Consider the following 25188-nt stretch of genomic DNA (forward strand, 5'->3'; position numbering starts at 1 on the left):
CCGCCGGCCCCGTTCAGCGACCGGCGGCCGTACCGCCCGGGCCCGCCGGGCCGACGTCCAGTGCGTCATGGGCGCCGCTGCGCGGGGTGGCCGGACCCGTCGGCCCGTAGCCGAGCCGGATCAGCATCTGCACATGGCCCGGTGTCCGGCGGCCGTCGTTGAGCGCCCACCGCAGATCCGACCACTCCAGCGCCTGGTGCAGCAGCGAGGCCCGTACCGCGTGCGAGGTCGCCAGCAGCAGCACGTGCTCCAGGGCCTGCCCGGCCCGCAGCCAGTCCGCCCGACGGTCGTGGCCGGTGGTCAGCACCGCGAGGGTGGGACGGCTCTCGAACAGCGCCGTCGGCTGCCGGGCGCCGGTGCCCGTGCCCGCGGCGCGGAAGTCCCGCATCGGCATCCGCTGCGCGGTGTCCTGGGGGCCGACGGCCGCGGCGGGGATTCCGTACGGACCGCTGTCGCGCAGCCACTCCCGGCTCTCGGAGACCCGCCGCGGGTCGTGGGTGTTGCGCTGTTCGGCCTCGGTGGTCAGCCGCAGCAGGTGGGAGGTCTCCTCCGGGCCCGCGAGATGCAGGGTGGCGCCGTTCTCACGGGCGGCGTCGGCCAGCTGGTACAGCAGCTGACGGGGCAGCCGGCGCCCGGTGAAGGGCAACCGGCTGCTGTGCCGGCGCCAGATCACGTCGTACAGCTGGTCGTGCGCGGGGTGCGGCCGGGTACGGGACGACGCGGCCAGCCGCACCGTGGCCAGCAGATCCGGCTGCGAGCGGTGCGGCAGCAGCCGGACCACCGGCTCCCAGCCGAAGTGGGCCACCGCCACCCGCAGATTGAACACGGCGGCCCCGGCGGAGACGCTCATGGCCCGCCCCATCGGATCGGCCTCGCGCAGGGCGCGCTCCGGAGCCGCCCGCACCTCCAGCGTGACGGTGTCGGGGTTCAGCCGGTAGCGCCAGGGCTGGGTGTTGTGCATCGACGGAGCGGCCACGGCCGCGGAGATCAGTTTCTCGAGGATCGCCGCGTCGAGTACTGCGGGCTGCATGGTCTTCTCCTCGCCGGTGGGCGCGGGAGGTACCCCGCGCAGTCAGCGTGCGGCTCGGGAGAGCGGATGGGGCAGGGGCCGTTGGTCCCGGTGGGGGGACCTATGGGTACGTACCGGCCCTCAGCCGTGGGGCACATGGGGCGCCTGGGGCGCGGAGCGCGCCGTATGGTCGTCGGGGGCCGCCGGGGAGGAGTGGGTCGCCAGCACCGCCGCCTGGATGCGGCGCTCGACGCCCAGTTTGGCCAGCAGCCGGGAGATGTGGTTCTTGACCGTCTTCTCGGAGAGGTAGAGCCGTTTGCCGATCTGCCGGTTGGTCAGTCCCTCGCCGATCAGCGCCAGGATCTCCCGTTCCCGGGGCGACAGCCCGGCCATCACCTCGTCCTTGGGCTCCTGCGGAGCGGTGTCCCCGCGCAGGGCGCTCATCAGCCGGGCGGTGGTCGCCGGATCGAGCATCGACTGCCCGGAGGCGACCGTACGGACCGCGGAGACCAGGTCGGAGCCCTTGATCTGCTTGAGGACATAGCCTGCGGCCCCGGCCATGATCGCGTCCAGCAGGGCATCGTCGTCGTCGAACGAGGTGAGCATCAGACAGGCCAGCCCCGGCATCCGGGAACGCAGCTCACGGCAGACCGTGATGCCGTCCCCGTCCGGCAGCCGGACGTCCAGGATGGCCACGTCCGGCCGGAGCGCGGGGCCCCGGGCCAGCGCGTGGTCGACCGTTCCGGCGTCCCCGACCACCTCGATATCCGGTTCGGCGTCCAGCAGGTCGTGCAGACCGCGCCGGACCACCTCGTGGTCATCCAGCAGGAACACCCTGATGGGGTGCGGTGTCGGCGGGGATTCCCGCGTCTCGGTCATGGCGCTCCTCGCACCGCTGGTCCGTATCCGCCCGTTGTCCGGCTCCGGCTGCCCGGCCGGTGTCCGCCCGGCCCCTCGCTGACGAGCGTGGCGCATCCGGCGGGGACCGCACCAGGGCCGAACGGGCCCCCGGGGGAGCGGCGACGGGACCGAAAGGCCCCCGGCACAGGGGTCTGCCCGGCCCTCGTCCCGGGCTCCCGCGCGTGCGACGGTCGCGGCATGGGCACGAACGTGCGGGGGCGGTGGCTGTGGCGCTGGCGGCGCAGTCCGCTCAGACGCCGCTCCGACGTGGCCGAGGCGTGGGTCGTGCTGGTGACCACCGCGGTGATGGTGGTCGGCGGCCCGGCCGCGGGTGTGCTCGCGGGCAGCGCCGTGGACGAGGCGCTGCGCCAGGAGCGCGCCGAACGCTACCGGGTGCCCGCGGTACTGCTGGAGCAAGCGCCCGCCGCGCCGCCCACCGGCGACGGCACCGACACCGACCAGGTGCGCACCAATGTGCGGTGGACCGCTCCCGACGGCGCCGTGCAGACCGGCTCCGCCCTGGTCCACGAGGGGCGGCGGGCCGGTACGACGACGCCGGTGTGGGTCGACGGCCGCGGCAGGCTCGTCCCCGCCCCGCCCACCGAGGAGCAGGTCGCGACCCGGGCCTCGCTGGCCGGGGCGTCGGCGGCGGCGGGTGTGGCGGCGGTGGCGCTGGCCGGGCGCGGTGTGGTGCGGTGGCGGCTGGACCGCGGGCGGGCACGGGAGTGGGAGCGTGCCTGGGCCGAGGTCGAACCGCGCTGGAGCCGTCACCTGTGACAGTCCGCGCTGGAGCCGCCTGTGACGGCAGCGCGGACCATGCCCGGCGGACGGCTGACCTTACGACCGCTGCGGACGTCCTACGACCGCTGGGTCGCGGGCGGCGCCGTCGTCAGCTGGTTGTCGAAGTCCACCACGCCCTCGACCGCCCGGATCAGCCGGGCCGCCGCCGGTACCAGCACCGCGTCCCGGACCCGCCCGGTGAGGGTGACCACGCCCTCGCTGACGCTGACCCGCACCGTCTGGCCCGGGCCCGGGAAGAGATGGGCCACCACCTCGTGGCGCACCTCCTCCTCGATGTCCTCGTCCGGCCGCAGGAAGACCTTCAGCAGATCGGCACGGCTGACGATGCCCTCCAGACGGCCCTCGTCGTCGACCACCGGCAGCCGTTTGACGCGCTGGTGCGTCATGACACGCGCCGCCTCCGCCAACGTCGCGCCCGCGTGCACCGTGATGGCCGGGGCGGTCATCAGCTCCTCGGCGGTCACCGCGCCCGCCTTCGCCGCGTCCGGCAGATCGCGCAACTGGGCCACCCGGGCGGGGTCGCTGTCCCGGAACTCCTCCTTCGGCAGCAGATCCGCCTCGGAGACCACTCCGACGACCCGGCCCTCGCCCTCCAGCACCGGCAGCGCGCTCACCCGCCACTGCTCCAGTGTTCTGACGATCTCCTTGAACGGCGCCTCACGGCCGACGGCCACCACCGTATGCGTCATCACATCACTGACGATGTGCGAGCCCCGCTGCACGGTGACCACCCCTCGGTCCCTCAACCGTCGAACGCGTGGCTGTGGGGCCCGTAGAGGTCCAGCAGTCGGCTGCGGGTCGAGCGCAGCCGCCGTCCCACCACACCCGCGACATAGGTGGACAGGGCGTTGCCCAGTACCGGGTCCTCCTGGATCAGCGCACGCACCGTGGCCGCGTCGAACTCCTCGGCCCGCACCGGGCTGACCGCCTCCGCGCCCAGGTGCCACCGGCAGGGCGGGATCAGCCAGGACCAGCCCAGCAGATCACCGGGGCCCAGGGTGGCCACGATGGGTGCCTTCCGCCCCGGTACGTGCACATCGAGGGTGACCCCTCCGCTGCTGATGATCCAGAAGCGGTCGGCCAGACCCCCTTCCTCGAAGATGCGGGTGCCCATCGGGAAGGACACCTCGTGGGCGAGACGGACGAACTGGTCGCGGTGGTCCGGCGGTACGGCGGCCACCACCCCGTTTCTGGTGATCATCAAGGGCCCCTTCCACAGGTGCGCGGGTCACGGGTGGCCGGCATCGGCGCCGCCGACGCCGTCATCTCCATCGTGCGGGCGCGCCGCCCGCCGAAGGCAGGGGCCGAGCGGCCCCCGGCCTGGTCCGCTCGGCTCCGGGGGCCGGCCGTTCGGCCTGGTGTTCCCCGGCGATCCGGTGCTCGATCCGGTGGCGCACCCGGCCCGCGAGCCGGGCCAGCGGAGGCGAGGTGGCCGGACGTGGTGGCATGGGTTCGCGGATCCTGCGGGCCTGCGGTGGCAGCCCGGCCAGGTCGGCGTCGAGGCGCTGCCGCGCCCGGTCCAGGGTGTCGGGCGGCCCGGTCCTGCGGCCGTCGCGCATCACCGTCTCCAGCAGCGGGCTGCCACCGCGCGGCGGCAGCTCGTCCCGTTCGCCGATCACATCGGCGAAGCCGGGCCGCCGCCACACCTGTTTGGCGCCGGGCGCCGTGGCCTTCGCCGAGGACAGCTTCATCACCGGCAGTCCGTCGTAGGCGACCAGTTTGTACGCGGAGTCCAGATAGGCGGAGTCCGCCGAGACCCCGACCCGGGTGCCCACCGCGAACACGTCGATCGGAGCCCCCGCGCGCACCAGCTCCGCCACGGCGTACTCGTCCAGCCCGCCACTGGCCACGATCCGCACCCGCGGCAGCCCGGCCTCGTCGAGGATCCGCCGCGCCCGCACCGCGAGCGCGCCGAGGTCGCCGCTGTCCAGCCGGATGGCGGAACCGGTGTCCAGACCCAGGTCGCGCAGGACCCGGGCGGCGGTGGCCACACCCGTCAGGGTGTCGTAGGTGTCCACCAGGAAGGTCACCGGACCGGGATGGGCACGCGCGAACGCCCGGAACGCGCTCTCCTCGTCCGGGAACGCCTCGATGTACGAGTGCGCCATCGTGCCGCTCGCCGCCAGTCCGTACGCGGTGGCCGCCTCGACGTTGCTCGTCCCGGCGAATCCGGCCATGGCGCTCAGCCGGGCGGCCTGCATCCCGGCCTGCGGGCCGTGGGTGCGGCGCAGTGCGAAGTCCAGCACCGGGTGGCCCTCGGCGGCCAGCACACACCGCACCGCCTTGGAGGCGATGGTGGTCTGGTGGCTGAGCTGTCCCAGCAGATACGTCTCGACCAACTGGGCCTGGGGCAGCGGCGCCGTCAGCTCCAGCAGTGGCTCCCCGGCCAGTACGACCCGGCCCTCGGGCACCGCCCGCACCTCACCGTCGAACTCCAGGCCCAGCAGGGGCTCCAGGTCCTCCTGGGGACGGTGCAGCGCGTCGGCGAACGCCTCGACGTCGTCCGGCCACACCCGGAAGCCGGACAGGTAGTCCAGCGCCGGTTCCAGGCCGGCGGCCACCAGGAACCCGCGCTCGGGCGGGAGGTCGCGGACGTAGAGGTCGAAGGTGGCCGGTGCGGTCATGCCCTCCCGCAGATAGGACAGGGCCATGGTCGCCTCGTAGAGATCGGTGGTCATCGCGTTCGACATCGTCGTGGTCTCCCTCGTCCCAACTCATGCCCCGTCCCGGCCGATGTGCTGCCAGGACAGGTCGTCCGGCGTACCGGCTCGGCGTTCAGCCGCACGGCACCACCGCCACCGGACACGGCGCGTGGTGCACGGCGGCGTGGGTCACCGCGCCCAGCCGCGGTACGCCACCGTGTCCGGCCCCGTCGCGCCCCAGGACGAGCAGTCCGGAGCCCGCGGCGGCGCGCACCACACCACGGCCCGCACGCTCGGAAGTGATCTCCTCGGCCACCGGCACCCGCGGATACTTGTCCCGCCACGGCAGCAGCGCCGCGCTCAGCGCGGCCGTGGCGTCGGGGTCCGCCCGGCGGGCGCCCGCATGCACCGCGCGCAGCGAACCGCCGCGCCGCGCCGCCGCGTCGAAGGCGAACTCCAGCACCTCGTCGGCCGCCTGCCGCAGCCCCAGGCCCACGGTCACATCCGCGTTCCGGCCGCCGTCGTCCGCGTGGACCAGGACCATCGGCCGGGTGCCGCGGGCCAGGGTCTGCCGCCCGGTGGAGCCGAGCAGGAATCCGCCGATGGTGCCGCGTCCGCGCGAACCGAGTACCAGCATCTCCGCGTCGCGGCCCGCGGCCAGCAGCGCGGGTACCGTCTCCTGCGGCACCAGTTCGGCGGTGACCCTCAGTTCCGGGTGGGCGGCGCGCAACTCGCCCACGGTGTCGCTCAGCATACGGCGCGCCCAGTAGTTCTGGTCGTCCGCGCGGGGGATGTCCTGCCCGGACGTCACGTCCGGGTCCGTGGGCGCGAGCAGGATCCAGGCGTGGACGAGCCGCAGTGGCACATCGCGCAGCAGCGCCTCACGTGCCGCCCAGTGCGCGGCGGGCGGGCTCTCGGGAAAACCGTCGATGCCGACGGTGATGGGCGGTCGCACAACCGTCACCTCCGTATCTCTCTTCTGGCGTGTGGCGTGTGGCGTGCCGTGTGGTGTTCCTTTTCCGTTGTGCCGCGTTCTGTTGTGCCGCGGACGTGGTGCGCGGACCGGCCCGCCGGGTCAGCCCGCCCGGATCCGGCGGCCGGTGACGCTGCTGGGTTCGATGCGCAGCCACAGATCGCGGCTGCCGCCCGGCCAGGGGGCCGAGTACGCCGTGTCGCTCAGCCGCCGGACCGCCGCCGGGCCGGTGACCCGTTGCGCGCGTCCGACGACCAGCACGCTCCAGCCCTCGCTGAGCGCCTCGTCGATGTGGTCCACCTCGAAGGCGACCTCGGTGCCCGCGGCCGCGGCGGGGGTGGCGTCGGGCGCGGTCCGGAAGACCACGGCGTCGTCCACCACGCTGTAGTTGACCGGGATGACGGCGGGGCCCCGCGCGGTGGACACCGAGACCCGGCCCACACCGTGGGTGGCCAGCCGCTCCCGGCACTCCTCGGGTCCCATCTCCAGCAGATCGGGGTGGGGCGCCGCACGGCCCCTGCCGGGCGGCCGCCCGGTGCCGCCGCCGTGCAGTGCGGCCGCGGTGGTGTCCAGGGCCGCCGCCACCCGCAGCAGCGCCCCGGCTCCGGGATCGGCCGGATACTCCTCGAGATAGCGCACATAGCCCGGTGAGGTGCCCGCGCGTGCCGCCAACTCCTCACGGGAGAGGTGCAGTTGGACGCGGCGGTCGGCCACCCGGCGTCCGATGTCACCGGCGCCGGTCACCGGACGCGTCACCGCCTCCGGATCCGGCCCCGTCGCCCCGGGCGCCACCGGTCATCCCTCCCGGGTCGCCAGGGGCCTGGCCGGGCCCCCGAGCGCGATCTTGATGGCGCCGGTGTCGATGGCCTGGGAGAAGACGTCGTACGCCTCCTCCATCTGGTCCAGCTCGAAGAGATGGGTGATCAGCATGGACGCGGGCAGCCGTCCGGCGGCCAGCATGGACAGCAGGGTGGGCGTGGAGTACGTGTCGACCAGCCCGGTGGTGATCGTCACGTTCTTGATCCACAGCTTCTCCAGGTGCAGGGTGGCGGGCCTGGCGTGCACCCCGACGTTGGCGAGCCGGCCACCGGGCCGCACCATGCGGGTGCACGCCTCGAAGCTCTGCGGTGTGCCCACCGCCTCGATCACCACATCGGCGCCCAGTCCCTCGGTGAGGTCGTCGACCAGCCGCTCCGGATCCTCGTCCGCGGCGGCCACCGCGTCGGCGCCGACCCGCTTCGCCGCGTCCAGCCGTGCGCCGGGGTAGTCCACCGCGATGATCCGGCCGGGGGAGAAGAACTCCGCGGTGGCGATGGCCGCCAGCCCGATCGGTCCGGCGCCCACCACGGCGACCGTGTCGCCGGGCCCCACCCGGCCGTTGAGCACCCCGACCTCGTAGGCGGTGGGGAAGATGTCCGCGAGCAGGACCGCGTCCTGCCCCTCGGCCGAGCCGGGCAGTGGATGCACCGACAGATCGGCGAACGGCACCCGGACGTACTCCGCCTGGGTGCCGTTGATCGTGCGCCCCAGGATCCAGCCGCCCCCGCCGCGGCACTGCCCGTAGGCCCGCTCCCGGCAGAACCGGCAGTGGCCGCACGCCGAGATGCACGAGATCAGCACCCGGTCCCCGGGCCGGACGCTCCGCACGTCCTCCCCGGTCTCCACCACCTCGCCCACCGCCTCGTGGCCGAGGACCGTACCGGGCCTGACGTCCGGTACGTCGCCGTTCAGGATGTGCAGGTCGGTGCCGCAGATGGTGACCGTGTCGATCCGCACGATCGCGTCGGTGACCTCCTCGAGGTCAGGGTCGGGCACCTCCTCCCAGGAGGACCGCCCCGGTCCGTGGAAGACGAGTCCTTTCATGGCTGTTACCTCTCCTCACTCAGTGCTGGGGTACGACGGCGACCGGACAGGCGGCGTGGTGTGCCACGGCCTGGGCGACGGGACCCAGCCGGGGCCCCGGGCCCGACCGGCGCGGACCGCGCCCCACGACCAGCAGCGCCGCTCCGCGCGCGGCCTCCACCAGCCGCCGGGCCGGGCTGTCGGACGCGATCTCCTCGACGACCCGCACGTCGGCGAACTTGTCCCGCCACGGCGCCAGCGCGTCCGCCAGTGTGCGCTCGGCCTCCTCGCGGGCATCGGTCAGCCCGACGTCCACCACCCACGGCGCGGAGCCCCGGATCGCCGGGACCCTGCTGGCGTACACGCACAGCAGCCCGGCGGTGCGCCGGGCCGCGGCGTCGAACGCGAACTCCAGGACGTCGTCGCAGGTCCCGCGCAGATCCACCCCCGCCACCACATCGGTGTCCCGGGTGTCCGGCGCGTCCGCCCGCACCAGGACCACGGGTGTGGTGGCGTGGGCGGCCAGCTCCAGCCCGACCGAGCCCATGAAGAAACCGGCGACCGCTCCGAGTGAACGGGACCCCACCACCAGCAACTGGGCCCGCTCCGCCTCGGCCAGCAGTACCGGTCCGGGGTAGCCGGGGATCTGGTCGGTGAGGATCGGCATGTCCGGGTGCGTGGCGTCCAGTTCGGCCCGCGCCGACCGCAGCGCGCGCTCGGCCCAGTAGTGCCAGGCGGCCTCCCGGCCGGGGGTCAGGTCCAACTGGTCGGGGCCCGGCCAGGCGTTGACCAGCCGTAGCGGAGCGTCCCGCAGCATCGCCTCGTGCGCCGCCCAGTCGGCGGCGGCCAGACTCTCGGGGGACCCGTCCAGTCCCACGGTGACGGGGCGCGCCATCGCTGCCTCCTCTCCGGCGTGGCGGGGGAGCGGCCGTCGGGCCTCCCGGGCCCGTCGGCCCCGGCGACACCCGCCGGAACGTGTCCCCGCCGATCGGTCCGATCGGCGTGTTCCGGCGGGGTGATACGGGACGGTGGGGCCCACCGGGTCCGCTCGGGGCCGCTCCCGCGGTACACCCGCGGCGCCGGGGGCCGCCCGCTTCTCGCGGGCCCTGATTGCGCGGTGCGCGGTCGTCGGTGTCAGTGACGCCTCACCGGTCCGCTTCTCCGCGTCTGCTGGATGCCCCCGGTGCCACTTCCAGCGCACCACGCCCGGCCCTCCGATGCCAGGGCCGACCGGTCCCGCCACGAGGACACCCCCGGGACAACCGGCCCATCCACCCCGCGCCGCCCCCTGTGGCCGGGGGCGACCGTGCGCCACCGGTATCCGACGGCCGCTGACACCCCGGCACCCCGTTCACCCGACGCCTCGCGGGAGGAACGCCACCGGCGGGCCCGAACGGGCTGCCGCCCGCGGCCGAACGCGCCGCCGGGCCTCGCTCAGAAGCGCACGCCCGGGAAGCACGGCGCGGCGGTGGTGCCGTGCAGCGCCTTGCGGCCCGTTCCTCGTGGGCGACCTCCGGGGGAACGTCGCCCGCGTCGTCCTGGGCATGCCCGGGAAGCCCCGCGCGGCGCGCTGTGCGGGCCGGGGTCCGGACGGGGACCGGCCGACCGGTGGCCGTCCGCGCGTCGTACGGGCCGGGCCGCCGTGTGGCCGCGGGCTCGCTCAGCCGACCGGGACCAGGACCACCGGGCAGTGCGCGTGGTGGAGGACCGCGTGGGTGACGGGACCGAGCTGAAGGCCCAGCCGGGCGGTGCGGCGGTGGACGGCCAGGACCAGGACGTCCGCCGCCCGCGACGCCTCCACCAGGGCCTGCGCGGGGGCGCTGTGCACCGTGTCCTCGCGGACACCCACCTCGCCGAACTCCTCGCGCAGCCCGGCCACCACGCGGTACGTCTCCTCCTGTGCGCGCTCCGCGCGCAGGGCCACGACCTCGCGTGAGGGCAGGGTGTGGTCGCCGCCGAAGGCGCGCGGGTGTGTCCACGCGTACAGCACGCGCAGCCGCGCCCCGCGCCGGATCGCCTCCTCGAAGGCGAACCGCGCCGCCGCCTCGTCCGCGCCGCCCTCGACCCCGACCAGCACCCGGCTGTGGCCCTCGGGCCCGTACGCGGCGGGTACGTCGCCGCGGACCACCAGCAGCGGGCGGTCGGTGTGGGCGGCCAGCCGGAGGCCGACCGAGCCCAGCAGCAGACCGGTGAAGCCGCCCAGACCGCGTGTACCGATGACGATGAGCGAAGCGCCCCGTCCGATGCGCAGCAGTTCCGGCACCGCGTCCTGCGCGGTGAGCGTGGGCACGATGCGCAGGCCGGGGTCCTTCTCGGAGGCCCGTGCCACCGCCAGCCGCAGCACTGTGCGGGCCACCTCGACGGGCGGCCGCTGGGGTTCGCTGTCCCGGTCGAAGGCGAGCGGATCCGTACGGGCCCACGGCCAGGCGTGCACGATCTCCAGCGTGGCACCGCGCCGCTGGGCCTCGGCCACGGCCCGGTCCAGCGCGCTCCAGGCGCTGTCGGAGCCGTCGAGGCCCACCACGACCCGTCCGTCCTGGGCCCGCCTGCCGCGTTCCGTCATGACGCGGCACCCCCCTGACCGCGGGAGCCCTGGCCGCGGGAGTCGTCCACGCGGTAGGTGAGCCGGTCGACCACCGCCACCACCCCGTCCACCTGTCCGGCCATCCGCACCGCGATGGGGATCTCGCTGTGCCGGTCGAGCCGTCCCTCCAGCCGCACCACCCCGTCGGTCACGGTGACCGTGACGGTGTGCGGCAGCAGCCACAGCGAGCGCACCAGCACCTCGTCGATCACCTCGGCGCGGATCTCGTCGTCCGGGCGGAGGAAGACCCGCAACAGGTCACGGCGGGTGACAATACCGATCAGCCGGTCCTCCTCGTCCACGACGGGCAGCCGTTCCACCCGGTGGCGGGCCATGGAGCGCGCGGCGTCCACGATGGTGTCCTGGGGCCGCACGGTCACCGCGGGCCGTGACATCAGCTGCCGGGCGGTGCGGCCGTCGGCGGACTGCCGCGGCACCCGGTCGGTCCGTCCGCCACCGGGGTGGCCGTTCCCCTGCCGGGCCGTCAGTTCGCCCAGATCGGTACCGGTGATCACACCGACCACTTTGTCGTCCTCGTCCACCACCGGCAGACCGTTGATGCGGTGGCGTGCCAGCAGTTGGCTGACCTCCTCGTACGAGGCCCCGTGGCCGACCCGGACGACATCGTCGGTCATCACGTTGCCGATCTTGCGGTGCTTCATCCCTGCCTCATCCCTGCCTGCCCGGATCCTGTCTCCAGCCTCCGCCGTCGCCCCGTGCCCCTTCTTGGGCTGCCCGGGGTGCGCTCGGGGCCGACCGGCCCGCCCCGGGGATGTGGGCCGAACGACCCCCGGCGGGGCCGAATCGCCCCTCGCGCCCAGGGCCGGACGGCGGGAGGGTGGGGACGACGGCGAAGGCCACACTGCGAAGGGCGGTGGATACGGTGGCGCTCCCCCTGGTCGTGGGTGTCGACGGCTCACAGTCCAGCCTCAACGCCGTGGACTGGGCGGCGGATGCGGCGGCCCGGCACCGGGTGCCGCTGCGGCTGGTGCACGGTTCCCTGTGGGAGCGCTACGAGGGGATGAAGCCCGCCACCGATCCCGAGCGGCCCTGGGACCGGGTGACGGCCGAGCAGATCACCGCCGCCGCGGCCGACCGGGCGCGGCGGCGCGGCCCCGAGGTGAAGGTCTTCACCGAAGTGGTGCCGGAGGACCCGGTGTCCCTGCTGCTGCGCGCGGGCCAGGAGGCGTTCGGCGTGGTCACCGGGGCGCGCGGACGGGGGGAACTGTCCGCGCTGCTCCTGGGGTCGGTGGCCCTGATGGTGGCCGCCCGCGCCCCCTGCCCGGTCACTGTCGTACGGGGCGGGACGCCCAACCGCCGTGGTTCGTTCGGCCGGATCGTGCTCGGGGTGGACGAACCCGCCGGTGAGCCGGCCCCCGCCTTGCGGTACGCCTTCCTGGAGGCCGAGGCGGGCGGCCGCGAACTGGCCGCGGTACGCGCCTGGCGCTGCCCGGCCGGTGAGGTCACGGACGACCTGATGATCTACGGGGATCCGGTGCGCGCCCACTGGGCCCGTGCCGAGCGCGCCCTCGACGACGCCCTGCGGATTCCCGAGCGCGACCACCCCAAGGTGGTGGTCCGCCGCGAGACCGTCGAAGGCCCGGCCCGCAAGGCACTGCTGCACGCGGCGGCCACCGCCGACCTGCTGGTCGTCGGCGCCCGCAGGCGCCACGGCCACCTCGCGGGGCTCCAGCTCGGCCGGGTGGCCCACACGGCGCTGCACCACGCGCCCTGTCCGGTGGCGATCGTCCCCGAGAGGATATGACGCCTCGTACGCGTGGGACGCCCCGTACACCCGAGGGACGCCCCGTGGACGGGGAAGAGAACGGAACGGACACCCTACGAGCCGGACATCCCACGAGAGAGAGAGGTCCATGCCAGACGACGCACCGACCACGGCGACGAGCGGACTCGCCGATGATGAACTCCGCACCCTGGACGCCCACTGGCGGGCCGCGAACTACCTGGCGGCCGGTCAGATCTACCTGCTGGCGAATCCGCTGCTGACCGAGCCGCTGCGCCCCGAGCACATCAAACCCCGGCTGCTGGGGCATTGGGGGACCTCCCCCGGGCTCAACCTCGTCCACACCCATCTCAACCGGGTCATCAAGGCCCGTGACCTGGACGCCATCTGCGTCTGGGGCCCTGGCCACGGGGGCCCGGCGGTGCTCGCGGGGTCCTGGCTGGACGGCAGCTACACGGAGGTCTACCCCGACGTCGGCCGGGACGCGGCGGGGATGGCCCGGCTGTTCCGCCAGTTCTCCTTCCCCGGCGGGGTGCCCAGCCATGTCGCCCCCGAGACCCCCGGCTCCATCCACGAGGGCGGTGAGCTCGGCTACTCGCTCGCCCACGCCTACGGCGCGGCCCTGGACAACCCCGGCCTCCTCGTCGCCTGCGTCATCGGGGACGGCGAGGCGGAGACCGGACCGCTGGCCGCCTCCTGGCACGCCAACAAGTTCCTCGACCCGGTCCACGACGGTGCCGTGCTGCCCGTCCTCCACCTCAACGGCTACAAGATCGCCAACCCCACGCTGCTCGCCCGCCTCCCCGTGCCCGAACTCGAGGAGCTGCTGCGCGGATACGGCCACGAGCCGATCCAGGTGTCCGGCGACGACCCCGAGCAGGTCCACCGGGACCTGGCCCGGGCGATGGACGAGGCGCTCGACCGGATCGCCCTGCTCCAGCGCACCGCCCGTGAGGAGGGCGTCGCCGAACGCCCGCGCTGGCCGGTGATCGTCCTGCGCACCCCCAAGGGCTGGACCGGTCCCGAGCGGGTCGACGGCCTCCCGGTCGCGGGCACCTGGCGTTCCCACCAGGTCCCGCTGCCGGGCGTCCGGGAGAACCCGGAGCATCTGCGGCAGCTGGAGCGGTGGCTGCGGTCCTACCGGCCGGAAGAGCTCTTCGACGCGGACGGACGACCCCGCCCGGAGGTACTGGCGTGCGTACCCCACGGGCCGCGGCGGCTGGGTGCCAATCCGCACGCCAACGGCGGACTGCTGGTGCGCGATCTGCCGGTGCCCGCCCTGGAGCGGTACGCGGTGCCCGTCGAGAAGCCGGGCGCGACCCTGCACGAGCCCACCCGGGTGCTCGGCGATCTGCTGGAGCGGATCATGGAGGACACCGGGGACCGCCGGGACTTCCGCGTCGTGGGACCCGACGAGACCGCCTCCAACCGGCTCCAGGCCCTGTTCCAGGCCACCGGCAAGGCGTGGCAGGAGAAGACCCTCACCACCGACGAGCACCTGGACCGGCACGGCCGGGTGATGGAGATCCTCTCCGAACATGTGTGCCAAGGCTGGCTGGAGGGCTATCTGCTCACCGGACGGCACGGACTGTTCTCCTGCTACGAGGCGTTCGTGCACATCGTGGACTCCATGGTCAACCAGCACATCAAGTGGCTGAAGGTGTCCCGGGCGCTGCCGTGGCGCCACCCGGTGGCCTCCCTCAACTATCTGCTGACCTCCCACGTCTGGCGGCAGGACCACAACGGCTTCTCCCACCAGGACCCCGGTTTCGTGGACCATGTGCTCAACAAGAGCCCGGAGGTGGTGCGGGTCTATCTGCCCCCGGACGCCAACACCCTGCTCTGCGTGGCCGACCACGTGCTGCGCAGCCGCGACTACGTCAACGTGGTGGTCGCGGGCAAACAGCCGTGCTTCGACTGGCTCGACCTCGAACAGGCCCGCGCCCACTGCGCCCGCGGCGCCGGGAGCTGGGACTGGGCGGGCACCGAGAACGGCATGGGGGAACCCGATGTGGTGCTGGCCGCCGCCGGCGACGTCCCCACCCAGGAGGTCCTGGCGGCCGCCGCGATCCTCCGCCGCCATCTGCCCGATGTGGCGGTACGGGTGGTCAACGTCGTCGACATGACCCGGCTGCTGCCGCAGAAGGAACATCCGCACGGGATGCCGGACGCCGAGTTCGACGCCCTGTTCACCCGTGACCGGCCGGTCATCTTCGCCTACCACGGCTATCCGTGGCTGGTGCACCGGCTGGCCTACCGCCGGACCGTCCACCCGCAGCTGCACGTCCGCGGCTATCTGGAGTCGGGCACCACCACCACACCCTTCGACATGGTGGTCCGCAACGACCTGGACCGCTACCGGCTGGTGATGGACGTCATCGACCGCACCCCGGGCCTGGCGGTGCGCGCCGCCGCCGTACGCCAGCGGATGCAGGACGCGCGCAGCCGCCACCACGCGTGGATCCGCGAACACGGCACCGACATGCCCGAAGTGGCGGAGTGGTCCTGGAGCGGCTGAACCACCGGGCGGGGACGCCGGGCGCCGTACCGGCCCGGCGTCCCCTGACCCGTACGGCGCAGCAGGACAGGCCGATCCGCCCGCCGCGCGCACACCATGGGCCCATGACGGAGGAGAAGCGGCAGGGCGGGCGCTCGGGGCTGATCGGTGAACTCTCCGCGGAGTTCGCCGGGACGATGGTGCTCATCCTCTTCGGATGCGGTGTCGTGGCCCAGGTGGTGGCGGGCGGCGCCCTCACCAAGCCCCCAGGGGGGCTCGGCGACCACGACTCCATCGCCTGGGCCTGGGGGCTCGGCGTCACCCTGGGCGTCTATGTCGCCGCACGGCTCAGCGGTGCGCATATCAACCCGGCGGTCACCCTCTCCCTCGCGGCCTTCAAGGGATTTCCCTGGAGCAAGGTGCTGCCCTACACCCTGGCCCAGACACTCGGTGCGTTCGTCGCCGCGCTGCTGGTGCGCTGGAACTACACCGAGGTGCTGGCGGCGGCCGACCCCGGTCACACCCTCAAGACCCAGATCGTCTTCTCTACCCTCCCCGGCAACGGCGTGCTTCCGGTGAGCGAGTGGGGCGCGCTGCGCGACCAGATCATCGGCACCGCGATCCTGGTGCTGCTCATCTTCGCCGTCACCGACCTGCTGAACACACCGCCGCAGGCCAACCTGGGGCCGTTCATCATCGGCCTGATCGTGGTCGCCATCGGGATGGCCTGGGGGAACGACGCGGGGTACGCCATCAACCCGGCCCGTGACTTCGGTCCTCGGCTCGCCAGCTACCTGACCGGCTATGACCACGCCTGGCGCGACGAGTACGGCGATATCTACTTCTGGGTGCCCATCGTGGGTCCGCTGATCGGCGGACTGGTCGGTGCGGCCCTGTACAAGCTCCTGATCAGCCGCTTCCTCCCGGTCGCCGGACAGCAGGAAGTGGGTCGTACCCCCGCCCCCGAGGGCTGATCCGGGCCGGACCCATCCAGGAGAGGCGGCGGAAGGATGCCGGAATTCGTCGGAGCGGTGGACCAGGGGACCACCAGCACCCGCTTCATGATCTTCGATCACGACGGCGGCGAAGTGGCGAAGTACCAGCTGGAGCACCGGCAGATCCTGCCGCGCTCGGGATGGGTCGAACACGACCCGGTGGAAATCTGGGAGCGCACCAACTCCGTGATGCAGAACGCCATCCGCACCGGTGGGCTCTCACCCACCGACCTGGCGGCCATCGGCATCACCAACCAGCGCGAGACCACCGTGATCTGGGATCCGCGCAACGGCCAGCCGTACCACAACGCGATCGTCTGGCAGGACACCCGCACCGACACCATCGCCGCCGCCCTCGAACGGGACGGCCACGGCGAGGTCATCCGCCGCAAGGCCGGACTGCCGCCCGCCACCTACTTCTCCGGCGGCAAGATCAAGTGGATCCTGGACAACGTCGAGGGCGTCCGCGAGGCGGCCGAACGCGGCCACGCGCTCTTCGGCAACACCGACGCCTGGGTGCTGTGGAACCTCACCGGCGGGCCCGGCGGAGGTATCCACGCCACCGACGTCACCAACGCCAGCCGCACCATGCTGATGAACCTGGAGACGCTGGACTGGGACGATGAACTGCTGGAGATCTTCGGCATTCCGCGGACCATGCTGCCGACGATCAACCCCTCGTCCCATGCGGAGGCGTACGGTCAGGCCCGCACCAGCCGTCCGCTGCGCACCGCGACCCCGATCACCGGAGTCCTCGGTGACCAGCAGGCGGCCACCGTCGGCCAGGTGTGCTTCAACCCCGGCGAGGCCAAGAACACCTACGGCACCGGTAACTTTTTGGTCCTCAACACCGGGGCGGAACTGGTCCGTTCGACCAGCGGACTGCTCACCACGGTGGCGTACCAGTTCGACGGCAGCCCCGCCGTCTACGCCCTGGAGGGGTCCATCGCGGTGACCGGCTCGGCCGTGCAGTGGCTGCGCGACCAGATGAAGATCATCGAGGATGCCCCGGCCAGTGAGCGGCTGGCGCGGACCGTCGAGGACCACGGCGGGGTGTACTTCGTCCCCGCGTTCTCCGGGCTGTTCGCCCCGTACTGGCGCTCCGACGCCCGTGGCGCGATCGTCGGCCTCACCCGCTACAACACCAATGGCCACCTCGCCCGCGCCACCCTGGAAGCGATCTGTTACCAGAGTCGGGACGTGGTGGAGGCCATGGAGAAGGACGCCGGGATCCACCTCGATGTGCTCCGGGTGGACGGCGGTGTCACCGAGAACGACCTGTGCATGCAGATCCAGGCCGATGTGCTGGGTGTACCGGTCAGCCGCCCGGTGGTGGCCGAGACCACCGCGCTCGGCGCCGCCTACGCCGCCGGTCTCGCCACCGGCTTCTGGCGGGACACCGATGAGCTGCGCTCCCACTGGAGCGAGTCCAGACGCTGGGAGCCGGAGTGGAGCGCCGAGCGCCGCGAGGAGGGCTACGCGGGCTGGAAGAAGGCCGTGCAGCGCACCCTGGACTGGGTGCAGGTGTCCTAGCCCGCGGCCCCACTCATCGCCTGATCGCCTTTGCCCCGGACTACCCGAATGGGGCAAATAAGACATACTCGAAAGTGAGGCCCGTGTTACGGGCTCTCCGGGTGTGGCCGTGGTGTGGCGGCGTGAGGAGGACCGATCATGAAGAGCGAGGCGGCACTGGCCTTCGCCAGTGGTTACCTCTTCGGGCGCCGCCGCAGGATGCGGTGGGCCATGGCGCTCGCCGGTATGGCAGCGGGCAGACGCCTGGCGTCGGGCCGCGTTCCGGTGAACACCGACGCCCTGCCCACCGCCGAGATCGGCAAGGTGGGCCGCAATGTCCGCGGCACTTTGGTGTCCGCGGGGCGTTCGGCCGTGGTGTCGGCCGCCAGTAATCGCATGGAAGCCCTGAGCGACCGCATGGAGCGGAGGGCGGGCACCCTGCGCAACGGCCGGGACACCTCCGGGACATCGGAGGAGTCCGAGGAGCGGGAGTCCTCCGGCAAGCGGCAGGCGAAGGGCAAGGAGGGCAACGGCAAGGAGGGCAAGGGCAAGGCGGGTAAAGGCCAGGCCGGCAAGGGGCAGCGGAGCAAGGGCGCGGCGCGCGAGCGCACGGACACGTCCGGTTCGCGGCCCGGCGGGCGCGGCCGGAACGGGAACGGGCAGCGGAAGTCCGCCGACCGCCCGGCGAAGGCCCGCAAACGGAGCGAGTCGAGCGGGTCCGGACGACGGAGCCAGGGGTGAGGGGACATGGCGCAGAAGGCGGATGAACGAGGTTCGGGAGGAGGGCTCGGCGCCCTCGCCAAGGAACTGCCCACCGATCGGCTGAAGCAGGAGGCGCGCAACCTCGCCGGCGCCCTGGGGCAGAAGGCCCTCTCCTCGGTGACCCAGCTCGGCAAGAAGGGCCTCGGCAAGGGCGGAGACGGTCTGGACGTCCCGATGAAGCCGCTGGTGAAGGCGGGGCTGGAGACCGTCAAGGACAAGGCCGTGGACAAGGCCGAGGAGGTGATCCCGGGTCTCGGCGGCGGCAAGGACGGCGACCGTGACAAGAAGCTCAAGGTCACCAATATCGTGGAGCAGATCGACGTCGGCGCGCCCCTGTCACTCACCTATGACCTGTGGACCCAGTTCGAGGACTTCCCCAGTTATATGAAGAAGGTCGAGGACGTCTCGCAGGAGTCCGAGACCGAACTGGACTGGAAGGCCCAGGTCTTCTGGTCGCACCGCAAATGGCACTCCGAGATCGTCGAGCAGGTGCCGGACAAGCGCATCATCTGGACCTCACGGGCCGAGAAGGGCCATGTGAACGGCGCGGTCACCTTCCATGAGATCGCCCCCGAACTCACCCGGATCCTCGTGGTCCTCCAGTACTACCCGCAGGGCTTCTTCGAACGCACCGGAAACATCTGGCGGGCCCAGGGCCGCCGGGTGCGTCTGGAGCTGAAGCACTTCCGCCGCCACCTGATGGCCGAGGTGCTGCTCAACCCCGACGACATCGAGGGCTGGCGCGGTGAGATCCGCGAGGGCGAGGTCGTCGACGAGGAAGAGGAAGAAGACGAGGACGAGGAGGACGAGGAGGACGAGGAGGAGGAAGACGAATACGAGGACGAGGAAGACGAGCACGACGACGAGTACGACGAGGAAGACGCATACGAGGACGAGGACGAAGAAGAAGAGGAAGAGGAGGAGGCGCCACGGCGGCGCTCACGCCGCCGCTGACCGGCCTCGCCCGGTCCCGCCTCCGCATCACCGGCCAGGGGGGAAGAGGAACTTCTCGAACGGCAACGGGCCGATGGTCTCCGGGTCGGCCGTGACGTCGAACAGCGCGGAATACCCGGTGGCGAGGTAGAGCCCGCGCGCCTCGGGCTGACGCGGCCCCGTCGTCAAGTAGAGCCGGTGGTAGCCGCGTTCGGCAGCGGCCCGCTCCAGCTCGGCCAGCACTCTGCGGGCGAGACCGCGCCTGCGGTGCGCGGAATGGGTCCAGATCCGCTTGAGTTCGGCGGTCCGCGCGTCGTAGCGGCGGAACGCGCCCCCGGCCACCGGCTGTCCGTCCTCCAGCAGCAGGAGCAGCAGTCCCTGTGGCGGTGTGAACTCCTCGGCCGGATAGCGGCTCAGCTCGCCGTGCGCGTCCTTGCCGTACCGGCGCGAGTACTCGTCCCCCAGTTCCCGCAGCAGCGGTTCCACCAGCGGATCGTCCGCGGTGACATGGGCCACCGACAGCTGCGCCCCAGGTGCGGCGACGGATGCGGACACGAACTCCACGGCCATTGAAGGGCCTTTCGCGAGGGAGACCTGCGCGACGGATCATGCGCGACAGGACGAATGGGACACGGGGAAGCGCGCCCGGCACCGGGAAGGCACGTGGCCGGGCGGTGCCGTCAGACGCGGGGGGAGGGGCGGCGGAGCCGCGATGGGGGACCGGCCGTCGGCACGGTCCGCTGCCGGATCAGAACGGACACGACGCCGACCACACCCGACCGAAGTCGATGTGATCGCGGGTGACCAGGGGCAGCGCACTCCTCACGCACATCATTGGGCACCGCGCGGACACTGTCCGTCAACCGCGGTCCATATGGTGGTCAGATATCGCCCAAGTGCGCGTAGGAAGTGCGGAGTTGACGCTTGAGGATCTTGCCGCTGGGATTCTTCGGCAGGGACTCGACGAGCGCCACGTACTTGGGGACCTTGTACCCCGCGAGCCGGGAGCGGCAGTGGTCCAGGATGTCCTGGACATCCAGCGTCTCACCCGGGCGGGGCACCACCACCGCCGTCACCGCCTCGATCCAGTACGGATGCGGCACCCCGAACACCGCGGCCTCGGTGACCGCCGGATGGGCGTGGATGACCTCTTCCACCTCGCGCCCGGACACGTTCTCACCGCCGCTGTTCACCATGTCCTTCTTGCGGTCGACGACGGTCAGGTACCCCTCGTCGTCCAGCACCCCCAGATCGCCGCTGTGGAACCAGCCACCGCGGAACACCTCCGCGGTGCGCTCGGGGTCGCGCCAGTAGCCGAGCATGGTGTGCGGGCCCCGGTGCACGATCTCCCCGATGGTGCCCGGCGGCACCGGGCGGTCGTCCTCGTCCACCACCAGCGTCTCGACGTTGAGCGCGGCCCGCCCCGCGGATCCGGCCTTGCGCTCCTGGTCGGCCGGGCCCAGCACGGTGGCGATCGGGGACATCTCGGTCTGCCCGTAGAGGTTGTACAGCGCCAGTCCGGGCAGCCGGTGGCGCAGTTCGGCGAGGACGGCCACCGGCATCGACGCCGCGCCGTAGTACCCCTTGCGCAGCGACGACAGATCGCGGGTGCCGAACTCCGGATGGCGCAGCAGCGCGATCCACACCGTCGGCGGCGCGAACAGCTTGGTCACCCGTTCCGCCTCGATGGCGGCCAGCAGGGTGGCCGGATCCGGGCCGGGCAGCACCAGGGAGGTGGCGCCCAGATAGATGTCGGGCGTGAGACAGGCGTGCAGCTGGGCGCAGTGGTACAGCGGCAGCGCGTGGATCTCGACGTCATCGACGGACATGTCGCCGACCACGATCGCCGTCAGGTACTGGGAGATCAGATTGCGGCTGGTCATGATGGCGCCCTTGGGCCGGGACTCGGTTCCCGAGGTGTACATCAGCTGTACCGGATCGTCGTCGGACAGGGCCGGGTCGGGGACCCGGTGCCCGGCCTCCTCGCCCAGCTCGGCCAGGTCCTCCCAGTCCCCGCGCCCCCCGCCGATCGCCGCGCGCACCGCCAGCCGCGGCGGCGCCGCCTCCGCCAGCGCGGCGTCGGCGGCGTCGAGCAGATCGGCACCCGCGACGATACCCACGGCTCCCGAGTGGTCCAGGACGTAGGCGACTTCGGGAGGGGTCAGCATGAAGTTCACCGGGACCGACACCGCGCCCAGCCGGGCCAGCGCGAAGTAGGCGACCACGAAGCCGTGGGAGTTGCGCGCGTACAGCACCACCCGGTCGCCACGGGCCACCCCCCGCGCGGCCAGCGCGCCCGCGGTCCGGTCCACCACCGCGTCCAGTTCGGCGAACGTCTGTCGCAGCGGGCCGTCGACCACGGCGGTCTTGTGCGGCAGCCGCAGCGCGGTGCGGGACAGCAGATCGGCGATGCCCTGGCGGCGGGCGCGCACGATGTCCACGGGCAGGGAGGATGCGGTCACCGGTGTCTCCCGGGGGTGGGGGCGGACGGACGGATCGCCACGCTGGCACGGCCCGGGGCGGGCTTCAAGAGTGACGGCGCCACAGGACCGGCGTGGCGGGGCGTCGCGTCCCCCGCCGACCGGCCCGCCACCGCCCATGCCGCACCCCGGCGACCAGGTCGTGTCGTTTGGATCTTCGTGGATCAGGCCGCGGCGTCGGATGCAGGGGGCACCTCCCAGCGTTAGCTGGGGGAGCATCGCAAGGCGGAGCCTGACCCGCGTACTGGGCGTACTCGGGTCCGGCGACAACGCTGCGAGGTGCCGTAGCCGTCGTCGCGGGCCCGCGAAGATCCGAACGACACGGCCTAGGGCCGGACGGCCCTGGATCAAGGGCCGCGCAGCCCTGCCGCAGGGACCCGCTCCACGCCACGCTGGTGCTCCACACAAAGTGGGGGAAGACGGACGGGCGGCCGCACCGAAGGAGTCATCTCACCGACTCCAACCATCTTCGGGCGCGGCCGCCCGTCCGTCCTGTGCCATCACGCTCATCACGCACCACATGCAAGGGGGAGACGTATGTCCCGAACCGCCGCCCGCACCGGTGTCCTGCTCGCCGTCGGCTGCGCCGCCGCACTGCTGTACCCCGCGGCACCCGCCGGAGCCGCCGGCTCGGTCCACCTGTCCAAGATCTACTACGACTCTCCCGGCAGCGACAACCGCAGCAACTCCAGCCTCAACGCGGAGTACGTCCAGATCAAGAACTCCACCTCGCGCGCGGTCAGCCTCACGGGCTGGGTGCTGGTCGACGCCGGCAACCACCGGTACACCTTCCCGGGCTACACCCTCGGCGCGGGCAAGACCGTGACCGTGCGCACCGGCACCGGCTCGGACACCTCAGCCACCAAGTACCAGGACCGCCGGGCCTACGTATGGAACAACACCAGTGACAAGGCCACGCTGCGCAAGAGCAGCGGTTCCACCGTCGACACCTGCTCGTACAACAGCAGTCGCGCGGACTACAAGATCTGCTGACGACGGGGCCGCCGACCACCCCGGTGGCCCGGCCGACCGGTGAACCTCGACACCCCCGGGGAGAATGGGGGCGTCGAGGAGCGAGAGCCGGTGAGCGGCCGTGTCGGACTGGGTGTGGGAGTACGAGGGCTACGTGCCCGCGGAGGAGCGGCTGCGGGAGTCGCTGTGCGCCCTGGGCAACGGCTACCTCGCCACCCGGGGGGCGGCCGCCGAGACCGGGGCCGATGAGACGCACTACCCGGGCACCTATGCCGCGGGCTGCTACAACCGGCTGGTCTCGGAGGTGTCCGGACGCCAGGTCGAGAACGAGGACCTGGTCAACCTGCCGAACTGGCTCCCGCTGCGCTACCGGCTCACCGGGCCGGACCCCGCGGACCCCGGCCCCTGGCTGACGCCCGACGGCGCGGAGCTGACCGAGTACCGGCAGGTCCTCGATCTGCGGCACGGCACGCTCACCCGGCGGCTGCGGTTCACCGACCGCCACCGCCGGGTGCTCGTCGTGGAGCAGCGGCGGCTGGTCCACATGGGCGATCCCCATCTCGCGGCACAGCGCACCACCTTCACCGCCGTGGGCTGGTCGGGCACGCTCGAGATCGAATCCGCCCTCGACGGTGCCGTGGCGAACCGGGGAGTGGCCCGCTACCGCGATCTGTCCGGTCACCATCTGACCGAGTTGCGCACCGGGGCCGCCGCGCCCGACACGGTATGGCTGAGCTGCCGCACCTCCACCTCCGACGTACGGGTGGCCATGGCCGCGCGCACCCGGATGACCGAGGGCGCCTCCGCCACCGCGGGAGCGCGTCTCACCGCGACCGGGGCCGTCCGCGCGCTCACCGTGCCGATCACCGACGGGGCGCCCGTCACGGTGGAGAAGACCGTGGCGGTGCACACCTCCCGGGACGCGGCCATCGCCGATCCGCTGTGCGCCGCCGTCGACCGCGTGGAACGCGCCCCGGACTTCGCCGGACTGCTGGCGTCCCACCACACCGCCTGGGAACACCTCTGGCGCGAGGGCGCGTTGGAGGTGCCCGGCGAGGCGGGCCGCATCCTGCGGCTGCACCTGTTCCACGTCCTCCAGACGCTCTCCCCGCACACCGCGGACCGGGACGTGGGCGTACCGGCGCGGGGGCTCCACGGTGAGGCGTACCGCGGTCATGTGTTCTGGGACGAGCTGTTCGTCCTGCCCTATCTGAACCTGCACTTCCCCGAGGTGTCCCGGGCGCTGCTGCACTACCGCCACCGCCGGCTGCCCCAGGCGTGCCGCGCGGCGGCGGACGCCGGCCGGGCCGGGGCGATGTACCCGTGGCAGAGCGGCAGCGACGGCCGCGAGGAGACCCAGACCTTCCATCTGAACCCGCGTTCGGGCCGCTGGCTGCCCGACTACTCGCGGTTGCAGCACCATGTGGGCTCGGCCGTGGCGTACAACGTGTGGCAGTACTGCCAGGCCACCGGGGACACCGAGTTCCTGCACGCCAAGGGCGCGGAGATGCTGGTGCAGATCGCCCGGTTCTGGGCGGACGCCGCCGTGCTCGACCCGGCCCTGGGGCGCTACCGCATCCGCGGGGTGGTGGGCCCCGACGAGTACCACGACGGCTACCCCGGCGCCGAGCAGCCCGGCCTCGACGACAACGCCTACACCAATGTGATGGCCGCCTGGGTGCTCACCCGTGCCCTGGAGCTGGCCCGCGCCCTGCCCGAACCGCGGCGCCGGGAGCTGTTCGAGCGCATCGGCCTGGACCGCGCCGAACCGGAGCGCTGGGAGGACGTCTCCCGGCGGCTGCGGATCCCCTTCCACCGGGGCGTCATCAGCCAGTTCGACGGCTATCAGGACCTGGCGGAGCTGGACTGGGAGGGCTATCGCGCGCGCTACGGCGACATCCGGCGGCTGGACCGGATCCTGGAGTCCGAGGGCGATACGGTCAACCGCTACCAGGCGTCCAAACAGGCCGACGCGCTGATGCTCGGCTACCTCTTCTCGCCCGCCGAACTGTCCGAGCTCTTCCGGCAGCTCGGCTACGGCCTGGACGACGACACCTGGCACGCCACCGTGGCGTACTACCTGCACCGCACCAGCCACGGCTCGACGCTCAGCGGTCTGGTGCACGGCTGGGTGCTGGCGCGGGCCCGGCGCGCCGAGGCGTGGGGGTACTGCCAGGAGGCGCTGACCGGCGATGTGGCGGACATCCAGGGCGGTACCACGGGGGAGGGCATCCACCTCGGTGCCATGGGCGGCACCCTCGATCTGGTGCAACGCGGCCTCACCGGTCTGGAGACCCGTGAGGACGCCCTGTGGCTGGACCCGGTGCCGCTCCCGGAGCTCTCGGAGTACGCGGTGTCCGTGCGCTACCGCGGCCACTGGGGGATCGTGCTGAGGCTGCGCTCCGGACGGCTGTGGATCAGGGTGCCGGACTCGGAGGAGCCGCCCATCGAGCTGCGGATGGCCGACCGCACCCTGACCCTCGAGCCGGGGGAGTCCATCTGGCTGCCGCTGCCGTCCGACTGACGGCAGCGGCGAGCGGCA

22 protein-coding genes are annotated in these 25188 nt (G+C 72.7%); 9 read left to right on the forward strand and 13 right to left on the reverse strand.

Annotated elements, in window-relative coordinates:
* Positions 1-13: 13 nt before the first annotated feature.
* Both AC07FT_RS10115 and AC07FT_RS10120 read right to left on the reverse strand, forming a co-directional pair.
* A complete protein-coding gene (locus AC07FT_RS10115) occupies positions 14-1030 on the reverse strand; it encodes an Acg family FMN-binding oxidoreductase (RefSeq protein WP_479175517.1) in 1017 nt (338 codons plus the stop codon).
* 120 nt (positions 1031-1150) lie between these two features.
* Entirely contained in the window at positions 1151-1888 is a 738-nt protein-coding gene (locus AC07FT_RS10120; RefSeq protein WP_479175519.1) for a response regulator, read from the reverse strand.
* A 219-nt stretch (positions 1889-2107) separates the two neighbouring features.
* Here AC07FT_RS10120 and AC07FT_RS10125 point away from each other — a divergent pair, with 219 nt between their 5' ends.
* Positions 2108-2686, forward strand: coding sequence for an Rv1733c family protein (locus tag AC07FT_RS10125; protein ID WP_471196552.1), 579 nt, complete (start codon positions 2108-2110; stop codon positions 2684-2686).
* Between the two features lie 80 nt (positions 2687-2766).
* Here AC07FT_RS10125 and AC07FT_RS10130 read toward each other — a convergent pair whose 3' ends face one another.
* The 9 genes from AC07FT_RS10130 to AC07FT_RS10170 all read right to left on the reverse strand — a co-directional run bounded on the left by AC07FT_RS10130 (position 2767) and on the right by AC07FT_RS10170 (position 11413).
* On the reverse strand, positions 2767-3399 hold the full coding sequence (locus tag AC07FT_RS10130) for a CBS domain-containing protein (protein ID WP_471196869.1): 633 nt from the start codon (positions 3397-3399) through the stop codon (positions 2767-2769).
* Between the two features lie 53 nt (positions 3400-3452).
* On the reverse strand, positions 3453-3911 hold the full coding sequence (locus AC07FT_RS10135; RefSeq protein ID WP_479175521.1) for a cyclic nucleotide-binding domain-containing protein: 459 nt from the start codon (positions 3909-3911) through the stop codon (positions 3453-3455).
* A gap of 61 nt (positions 3912-3972) precedes the next feature.
* The gene (locus AC07FT_RS10140) at positions 3973-5400 is read right to left on the reverse strand and encodes a nicotinate phosphoribosyltransferase (RefSeq protein ID WP_471196558.1); all 1428 of its coding nucleotides are present in this window, start codon (positions 5398-5400) and stop codon (positions 3973-3975) included.
* 85 nt (positions 5401-5485) lie between these two features.
* Positions 5486-6307, reverse strand: a complete 822-nt coding sequence (locus AC07FT_RS10145; RefSeq protein WP_479175523.1) for a universal stress protein — start codon at positions 6305-6307, stop codon at positions 5486-5488.
* Between the two features lie 120 nt (positions 6308-6427).
* Complete coding sequence (locus tag AC07FT_RS10150) at positions 6428-7081, reverse strand: helix-turn-helix domain-containing protein (protein WP_479175525.1); 654 nt, start codon at positions 7079-7081, stop codon at positions 6428-6430.
* 39 nt (positions 7082-7120) lie between these two features.
* Complete coding sequence (locus AC07FT_RS10155) at positions 7121-8188, reverse strand: alcohol dehydrogenase catalytic domain-containing protein (RefSeq protein ID WP_479175526.1); 1068 nt, start codon at positions 8186-8188, stop codon at positions 7121-7123.
* A gap of 19 nt (positions 8189-8207) precedes the next feature.
* Positions 8208-9062 carry a universal stress protein gene (locus AC07FT_RS10160; RefSeq protein ID WP_479175528.1) on the reverse strand — a complete coding sequence of 285 codons (855 nt, stop codon included), beginning with the start codon at positions 9060-9062 and terminating at the stop codon, positions 8208-8210.
* 765 nt (positions 9063-9827) lie between these two features.
* Positions 9828-10730 (reverse strand): universal stress protein, encoded by a 903-nt coding sequence (locus AC07FT_RS10165; RefSeq protein WP_479175530.1) that lies wholly within the window; start codon positions 10728-10730, stop codon positions 9828-9830.
* Complete coding sequence (locus AC07FT_RS10170; protein WP_432034925.1) at positions 10727-11413, reverse strand: CBS domain-containing protein; 687 nt, start codon at positions 11411-11413, stop codon at positions 10727-10729. Before AC07FT_RS10170 ends, AC07FT_RS10165 begins: the two co-directional genes overlap by 4 nt.
* Before the next feature lie 221 nt (positions 11414-11634).
* On the opposite strand from AC07FT_RS10170, the gene AC07FT_RS10175 reads away from it, so the two are divergent.
* The 6 genes from AC07FT_RS10175 (at position 11635) to AC07FT_RS10200 (ending at position 19215) form a co-directional block, all read left to right on the forward strand.
* A complete protein-coding gene (locus AC07FT_RS10175) occupies positions 11635-12516 on the forward strand; it encodes a universal stress protein (RefSeq protein WP_479175532.1) in 882 nt (293 codons plus the stop codon).
* A 109-nt stretch (positions 12517-12625) separates the two neighbouring features.
* The gene (locus tag AC07FT_RS10180) at positions 12626-15013 is read left to right on the forward strand and encodes a phosphoketolase family protein (RefSeq protein WP_479175534.1); all 2388 of its coding nucleotides are present in this window, start codon (positions 12626-12628) and stop codon (positions 15011-15013) included.
* A 104-nt stretch (positions 15014-15117) separates the two neighbouring features.
* Complete coding sequence (locus AC07FT_RS10185) at positions 15118-15966, forward strand: MIP/aquaporin family protein (protein WP_479175535.1); 849 nt, start codon at positions 15118-15120, stop codon at positions 15964-15966.
* Positions 15967-16002: 36 nt separating this feature from the next.
* Positions 16003-17520, forward strand: a complete 1518-nt coding sequence (gene glpK, locus AC07FT_RS10190; protein WP_479175536.1) for a glycerol kinase GlpK — start codon at positions 16003-16005, stop codon at positions 17518-17520.
* A 138-nt stretch (positions 17521-17658) separates the two neighbouring features.
* On the forward strand, positions 17659-18240 hold the full coding sequence (locus AC07FT_RS10195; RefSeq protein WP_479175538.1) for a hypothetical protein: 582 nt from the start codon (positions 17659-17661) through the stop codon (positions 18238-18240).
* 6 nt (positions 18241-18246) lie between these two features.
* Positions 18247-19215, forward strand: a complete 969-nt coding sequence (locus AC07FT_RS10200) for an SRPBCC family protein (protein WP_479175540.1) — start codon at positions 18247-18249, stop codon at positions 19213-19215.
* A 27-nt stretch (positions 19216-19242) separates the two neighbouring features.
* On the opposite strand, the gene AC07FT_RS10205 is transcribed toward AC07FT_RS10200, so the two are convergent.
* Both AC07FT_RS10205 and AC07FT_RS10210 read right to left on the reverse strand, forming a co-directional pair.
* Entirely contained in the window at positions 19243-19749 is a 507-nt protein-coding gene (locus AC07FT_RS10205) for a GNAT family N-acetyltransferase (RefSeq protein WP_479175542.1), read from the reverse strand.
* Between the two features lie 326 nt (positions 19750-20075).
* Complete coding sequence (locus tag AC07FT_RS10210) at positions 20076-21656, reverse strand: fatty acyl-CoA synthetase (protein ID WP_479175544.1); 1581 nt, start codon at positions 21654-21656, stop codon at positions 20076-20078.
* A 555-nt stretch (positions 21657-22211) separates the two neighbouring features.
* Here AC07FT_RS10210 and AC07FT_RS10215 point away from each other — a divergent pair.
* On the forward strand, positions 22212-22667 hold the full coding sequence (locus tag AC07FT_RS10215) for a lamin tail domain-containing protein (RefSeq protein ID WP_471196599.1): 456 nt from the start codon (positions 22212-22214) through the stop codon (positions 22665-22667).
* 100 nt (positions 22668-22767) lie between these two features.
* Entirely contained in the window at positions 22768-25170 is a 2403-nt protein-coding gene (locus AC07FT_RS10220) for a glycoside hydrolase family 65 protein (RefSeq protein WP_479175546.1), read from the forward strand.
* Positions 25171-25188: the final 18 nt, after the last annotated feature.

Source organism: Streptomyces sp. NPDC045899 (assembly GCF_056431485.1).

Coding starts and splice junctions, on each gene's coding strand:
- AC07FT_RS10115 (WP_479175517.1), bottom strand. CDS start 1,030: ATGCAGCCCGCAGTACTCGACGCGGCGATCCTCGAGAAACTGATCTCC.
- AC07FT_RS10120 (WP_479175519.1), bottom strand. CDS start 1,888: ATGACCGAGACGCGGGAATCCCCGCCGACACCGCACCCCATCAGGGTG.
- AC07FT_RS10125 (WP_471196552.1), top strand. CDS start 2,108: ATGGGCACGAACGTGCGGGGGCGGTGGCTGTGGCGCTGGCGGCGCAGT.
- AC07FT_RS10130 (WP_471196869.1), bottom strand. CDS start 3,399: ATGACGCATACGGTGGTGGCCGTCGGCCGTGAGGCGCCGTTCAAGGAG.
- AC07FT_RS10135 (WP_479175521.1), bottom strand. CDS start 3,911: ATGATCACCAGAAACGGGGTGGTGGCCGCCGTACCGCCGGACCACCGC.
- AC07FT_RS10140 (WP_471196558.1), bottom strand. CDS start 5,400: ATGTCGAACGCGATGACCACCGATCTCTACGAGGCGACCATGGCCCTG.
- AC07FT_RS10155 (WP_479175526.1), bottom strand. CDS start 8,188: ATGAAAGGACTCGTCTTCCACGGACCGGGGCGGTCCTCCTGGGAGGAG.
- AC07FT_RS10160 (WP_479175528.1), bottom strand. CDS start 9,062: ATGGCGCGCCCCGTCACCGTGGGACTGGACGGGTCCCCCGAGAGTCTG.
- AC07FT_RS10165 (WP_479175530.1), bottom strand. CDS start 10,730: ATGACGGAACGCGGCAGGCGGGCCCAGGACGGACGGGTCGTGGTGGGC.
- AC07FT_RS10170 (WP_432034925.1), bottom strand. CDS start 11,413: ATGAAGCACCGCAAGATCGGCAACGTGATGACCGACGATGTCGTCCGG.
- AC07FT_RS10180 (WP_479175534.1), top strand. CDS start 12,626: ATGCCAGACGACGCACCGACCACGGCGACGAGCGGACTCGCCGATGAT.
- AC07FT_RS10185 (WP_479175535.1), top strand. CDS start 15,118: ATGACGGAGGAGAAGCGGCAGGGCGGGCGCTCGGGGCTGATCGGTGAA.
- glpK (WP_479175536.1), top strand. CDS start 16,003: ATGCCGGAATTCGTCGGAGCGGTGGACCAGGGGACCACCAGCACCCGC.
- AC07FT_RS10195 (WP_479175538.1), top strand. CDS start 17,659: ATGAAGAGCGAGGCGGCACTGGCCTTCGCCAGTGGTTACCTCTTCGGG.
- AC07FT_RS10200 (WP_479175540.1), top strand. CDS start 18,247: ATGGCGCAGAAGGCGGATGAACGAGGTTCGGGAGGAGGGCTCGGCGCC.
- AC07FT_RS10215 (WP_471196599.1), top strand. CDS start 22,212: ATGTCCCGAACCGCCGCCCGCACCGGTGTCCTGCTCGCCGTCGGCTGC.